At 42.6% G+C, this 6,395-nt stretch carries 3 protein-coding genes; all 3 read right to left on the bottom strand.

Annotated elements, in window-relative coordinates; translation table 11 throughout:
* Window positions 1-6 precede the first annotated feature (6 nt).
* Window positions 7-1,923 (bottom strand): ATP-dependent DNA helicase, encoded by a 1,917-nt coding sequence (locus BIZ38_RS19160; protein WP_187491031.1) that lies wholly within the window; start codon window positions 1,921-1,923, stop codon window positions 7-9.
* A gap of 104 nt (window positions 1,924-2,027) precedes the next feature.
* Window positions 2,028-3,890 carry a M28 family metallopeptidase gene (locus tag BIZ38_RS19165; RefSeq protein ID WP_187491032.1) on the bottom strand — a complete coding sequence of 621 codons (1,863 nt, stop codon included), beginning with the start codon at window positions 3,888-3,890 and terminating at the stop codon, window positions 2,028-2,030.
* A 69-nt stretch (window positions 3,891-3,959) separates the two neighbouring features.
* Entirely contained in the window at window positions 3,960-6,155 is a 2,196-nt protein-coding gene (locus BIZ38_RS19170; protein WP_138616634.1) for a M4 family metallopeptidase, read from the bottom strand.
* Between the last annotated feature and the right edge of the window lie 240 nt (window positions 6,156-6,395).

Below are 6,395 nucleotides of genomic sequence, written 5' to 3' on the forward strand. Positions count from 1 at the left end.
GTTACTCTAATTGATCTGTTCTAAAAACGCGTTTGCCATTGCTAAATCGCGCGTGCGGCGCATAGGTGGCAAACTTTTTAAAAATACTTGGCCGTAATGGCGTGTTACTAGGCGGTTATCACAAATAACCAACACACCTTTATCTTTGCTATCGCGAATAAGTCGCCCTACCCCTTGCTTTAATGCAATGACCGCTTGGGGTAATTGAATATGCGCAAATGGGTCTTTGCCTTGTAACTGGCAATCTTGCATTTTTGCTTGCAGCAATGGGTCATCTGGTGCGGCAAACGGCAATTTATCAATGATAACACAACTTAATGTGCTGCCTCTAACATCTACGCCTTCCCAAAATGAGGCTGTGCCGAGTAAAACGGCATTACCGTGACGGGTAAACTTCTCAAGGATAATGCGTTTAGACATTTGCCCTTGCATATAAACCGGATAATCCATTTGTGTGGTTAAACCTTCCGCCACTAAGTGCATCATACGATAACTAGTAAACAGCACAAAGCAGCGACCTTTAGCTGATTTAATCAACTCAAGGGTCAGCTTGATAATTGCATGGGGCATATTATTCGCATGAGATTCAGGTAAGTAGCGCGGCAAACAAAGTAATGCTTGTTGTTGATAATCAAACGGACTTTCAACAATCATGCTTTGCGTTGGCTTTAAGCCAAGGCTAGCGTTAAAGTGCGCTAAGTCGTTATCGACCGATAAAGTCGCCGATGTAAATACAAAACCTGCTCCTGTGTCTTTCATCATCTGAGCGAATTTAGCCGATACATTAAGCGGTGTAATGTTTACCGTTAGGTATCGGCGAGTGGTTTCGTACCAATAACTATAGCCCGTTTGTGCGGTATCAAATACCCGCTCTAACTGACCTTTAAAGGCCAGTGTGCGCTCAAACGGATGCTCTATTTTTTCGCTACGGTCTAAGCATAACTTTAATACTTGGTATAAAAAGTCGAGGTCGCTAATGACCCGGTGCAGTGCTGCACAAATCTCTTTATCAGCCAGCTTTTCACGCCAATCACCACGGCTACCATCAAGCCCAAACTGCAAGCGTAAATCTGCCACGCTAGTTTCTAACTTGTTGAGGGTTTTGCCTAATTGCAGCATATCAGAGATATCGGCACGGTAAATTGCTCGTAAGTCATTAATTAAATCCACCAGCTTTTTGGTACTAACACTTTCACCAAAATAGTCACTGGCAATTTCACTGAGCTGATGAGCCTCATCAAAAATATAGGCGTCTGCCGTAGGCATTAATTCAGCAAAGCCTGTGTCTTTTACAGCCATATCTGCAAAGAATAAATGATGGTTGATCACCACCACGTCAGCTTCCATGGCATTTAAGCGGGCTTTACGAATATAGCAATCTTGAAAATCGGGGCACTCTTTACCCAAACAGTTATCAGCCGTTGAGCTAACATAAGGCAGTACCTTGGCGTCTTCTTCTATGCCTATACAATCTGCTAAATCGCCCGAACGGGTTTCACTTGCAAACTTTGCCACCATCGCAAGTTGATGCATTACATCTGGATCATCAGTTGGCACATGCGCAACGTGCTGGCTTAAGCGATAGGTACACAAATAATTCGCGCGGCCTTTTAAAAGAGCGACTTTTTTAGTGGCGCTCAGTGCTTTGACTAAATTGGGTAAATCACGATGAAACAACTGCTCTTGTAGTGCTTTTGAACCCGTTGAGATAATGGTTTTGCCTTTTGATTTTAACGCAGGCGCTAAGTAAGCATAGGTTTTACCCGTGCCTGTGCCCGCCTCAACCACTAATTGGTGACGTTTTTTTAAGGCATCGTCAACTGCAACAGCCATGTCAATTTGTGGCTGCCGAGGAGTATATCCATCAAGAGAAAGTGCAAGGGGGCCAGTGGCACTGAAAAGTTGTTTGATAAACTTCGCCAATAGATTAAAAGTGATGGGCAGATTTTACGTAACTGACTTGCCAAGGGCAAGACTAAATGAGGAAGCAAGGCTTCCTCATGGTTAAAAGTATGATTGCGTTTAAATCATTGTCCTTGAATCGTTAATGTCACGCCCGATGCAGCTCGGTAACCCTGTAAATCTATGTACCAAGTTCCACTTTGTGGGTTATCAAATTGACAACTTTCTTCGTTACCATTTTTGTAGGGCCGACATAGATAATTTGAACTTGTTGACGCTGAGCCATAGTTAACATACAAATCTGCATCGCCACTACCGCCAGATATAGTCACCGTTAAATTACTAAGGCCTGCCGGTATTTGTTGAGTAAAGCGCTGCCAACTACCGGTAGCGACACTCATGTTTGTCTCAGTTCGGTCAACGTTTTCGCCGCCACCTGAGGTGCTATAACTTCCCGTGAGTGACACATTCGAAATCTCATTCCACGCTTCAACCATGGCATGATACGTGCCAGTTTGAACTGACGACATCACACAACTTTCATTACTTGTTGAGGTTGTGCTTTTACAATCAAAGTCTTGTAATGTTGGTTTACTGCCAAATTTAACGTATAAATCGGCATCGCCCGAGCCGCCCTCAGTTACAAACTCAAGGTTACTGCTCATTGCGGGTACATCAAGTGTAAAGAATAACTGCTCTTTTGCTGCGCCCGACAAACCTGTTTTAGCTACGCCATTTTCAAGCTGATTAGTCGGCTCAGTTACTACATCACCGGCATTTTTTGCCATTTCAGCAACATAACTCACTGCTAGTTTTGCAAATTTACTCGCGTGAGCCGCATCAAATTGGGCATCATTTGATGTGTGGATCAATGGGTTAATATCACTCATTGTTGATTCAAATGGCATTGAGGCGGCAAACCCTTGTTGATACCAAGAGGCATGATCTGAGCAGCCATAACCACATTGATCAAAGCCATAGCTCACTGCGGGCTGGTAAGCATCGAGCAACTGCGATAAATACTGATTTTGCGATGAGTTTGTGTAATCTGTCATCATCACAATATCTGTGCTACTGCCGTTATTGCCAGTCATATCAAACTGTACCATGCCTACAACATTCTTACCCTGTGTTTTATAACTTTGAGCAATATCTTTTGAGCCCCTTAGACCTACTTCTTCAGCAGCAAACCCCATAATTTGTATGGTCCGCTGAGGTTGGTAGTTATTTTCCACTATTGCTTTTAAGGTTTGTGTGAGCACTGCAATACCCGAGGCATTATCATCTGCACCAGGAGCTCGGCCATTACTTGGATTAGACTGATTGATTGAGTCTAAATGGCCACCAATAACGACAATTTCATCTGCTTTTTCTGCACCAGGAATGGTCACAATAACTGATGATTGCGAAAAACTATGGTTAAAATACTCAACACTGATATCACTGCGGCTACTAGCTATTTGCTGCCAATGGCTCTTTAACCAATCAGCTGCATCAACACCACTTTGCACGGCATAATATCGGTTATGAAAGTTCATCATGCTATTAACCGTATCGCTCAGTTCACTACTATCAATCGATGATATTAGCGCATTAACTGTCGCGGCATTATCAATACTGTAGTTTACTAGGCTCGCATTCATCGCAGTCTGCGAAACCGCATTTAATTGCTGGGTATAGAGCTCTGCATCTGCTAATGAGTCATGGGCTACAAAACCACCGCAGCGATGATAGTTATCGTGCATAAACTCACTTAAACCAGCGATATCCTGCTTGTTAACGCGCATAAAATTAACTTGATTCAAAACCGATTTTTGCATCGCAAAATTGCTGTTTAGTTTACGTTTACTCACGGTATCTTGTTGAAAGTGCTCAGCAGCAAGGGCATCAATAGTGACCCAAATTGTTTCGTCTTGCGCTGCATAACTTAGTTGGCTCAGTGACAGTGTTGCAAAGCCTACTAAGCACTGTGTTAGGCGGGTTGTCATAATCAATCCTTTTATGATGTGTATTTTAATGAAAATAAAAAAGGGAGCCGAAGCTCCCTAAAAGGGTGGCTAGTTAGCCGAAATGGTGAGAGTTACACCACTTGCAGCGCTGTAGCCGCGAAGGTCGATATACCAAGTACCCGCTTGAGGGTTTGTAAATGTACAGGTTTCGCTATTGCCGTTTTTATATGGACGGCAGTCATAGCTAGATGTTGTCGATTGCGAACCAAAATTCACATACAAGTCAGCATCACCAGAGCCACCAGAAATAGTCACATCCAGTGACGAATAACCCGCATCTAGATCTTGTGTAAAACGAGTCCAGCCATTTCTTGCTACACTCAAGTTAGACTCAGTGCGGTTAATCGGCGTTACACCACCACCGCTGCCCGAATCATAGCTACCTGTGAGTGATACACCTGAAATTTGATTCCACGCTTCAACCATTACGTAGTAAGTACCTGCTTGTACGTTACTAATAGCGCAGCTTTCTGTACTGCTAGATGAAGTGCTTTTACAATCAAAGTTGCTCAGTGTTGGTTTTGCGCCATACATAACGTAAAGGTCTGCATCACCACTTCCACCAGTTGTATTGAATTGCAAGTTCGTTGCGTCTGCTGGCACTTCAAGGGTAAAGAACATTTGATCTTTAGCAGCACCACTGATCCCTGTACGTGGCACACCATTGGTTAGTTCTTCATCACCGCCCGGAGGTGGCTCAGTTGTTCCACAGCTACTACCCGCACTCAAGCTCGAAGTCACACCAACCGCCGCAAGCGCAGCTTGAACATCTGCTGGTTCGTAATTTAAATCACACGCTGCATCCATCACGCCGTTACCTGCTAAATCCCAGTTTGTGCTGGCTGTCCAGTAAAGTTGGTTAGCGCGCGCCATCACAACAAACGCCTTTTGCGTATCCCAACCTGGTGTTGTTGCAAGGTTATAAAATGCCTTGTTGAATACACCTGAGCTGTAGTGCACATCCATACCAGAGTAATAATTGTTTTGATGGTCAATCGAGCTGCCATCTTGGGTGGGGTTATTCATGTAACGTAATGCACCGTTACCTTTAAAGATTTCCTGACCCACTAACCAGTCATTTGAGCCTTTCATGTAAAACTCAGCTGCTTCACCTGCCATATCAGAGAAAGCTTCGTTCAAACCACCTGATTTACCTGAATAAATAAGCCCTGAATTTTGTTCGGTAAAACCATGGCTCACTTCATGGGCCGATACATCAAGGCTAACCAGTGGATAAAACGTATTTTGACCATCACCAAATGTCATGGCACTGCCATCCCAAAATGCATTTTCGTAGTTATTACCATAATGAACACGCATTTTTAGCTGGAAGGTTAAAGGCGCGGTACCTAACCAGTCGCTATACATATTGAAAATAACGTTACCAAAATAATGTGCATCATTTAATGGCGAGTATGCCCCGTTTATTTCTTTAAAGGTATTTTCTGGGCATGTAAACGAATACGCTGACGAACCACTTGTACCACCATTTAAATTAATGGTTCTTACGTTAGCGTTATTCATCGTACAAGTACTGCCTGACTGAGTAACATCTAGGCTATCAAAATCAGTACCGTAAATGTATTTACCGGTTTTTAAGTTACCGCCTGGGCCCGTTGCACTGGCATGTTGTAAGTTATCGAAGCTAAATAAAACTTCACCGCTGTTTGCATCAATAATTTGATACGGACGAGATGGGTTATCACCATACGTCACATAAGATACTTCATACACTAGGTGTGCAACGCTGTCTTCATCTAGCCAAATAGCTAAGCGTGATTGTTCATTATGCTTTTTTAACCCAACTGATTTAATTGCTGCGGGTGAGTTAGCAAGGCCCTTCGCCATTGCTTTTTTCTTGTTAAGTGCCGGAGACACTGAATCGATGTCGGCGGCAATGTCATACACTGCTGCACCATGTGCGCGTTTTAATTGGCCATTACCATCAAATGTAAGGCTAACCGTATCGCCGATGACAGGTAGACCTTGATACATCTGCTGATAACGGCGCGTGGTGTTGCCGTTACTGGTTTTGATTTCTTTTAATACAACTAAATCATTCCCTGCACCTAAACCAACTAACTGATTTGGATTTGCACTCAATACAGATGATGCATTGGTTTGCAAAGCTTGGTTAATCCCTGTTTGTTCGTTTAGGTATTTCTTGTTCGCAGCTACTGCACTTGTTGCTTGAGTCAAAGCAAAAGCAGCAAGAGTTGCTAGTGTGATTTTAGATAAATTCACGTTTACGCTCCGTTAGATTGTTATGTATTTAATATTTTCCTAGTAACCGGACTGCACTGTTCCCGATTAGTGACCAGCCTAGATTGATTGGAATGAAATTGAAAATGAAACAAAAAATTTACAAATAAAGTATTAACTCTAAACTAAAACCCTATAATTAACAGTAGGATAAGAAAATTAAAGTTTATTAATTGTTAACAAATAAAGTGAAAGTGTAAAAATATTGATACAAAATAATAA

This window comes from Pseudoalteromonas sp. BZK2 (genome assembly GCF_014349195.1).
Classification (GTDB): Bacteria; Pseudomonadota; Gammaproteobacteria; order Enterobacterales; family Alteromonadaceae; genus Pseudoalteromonas; species Pseudoalteromonas simplex.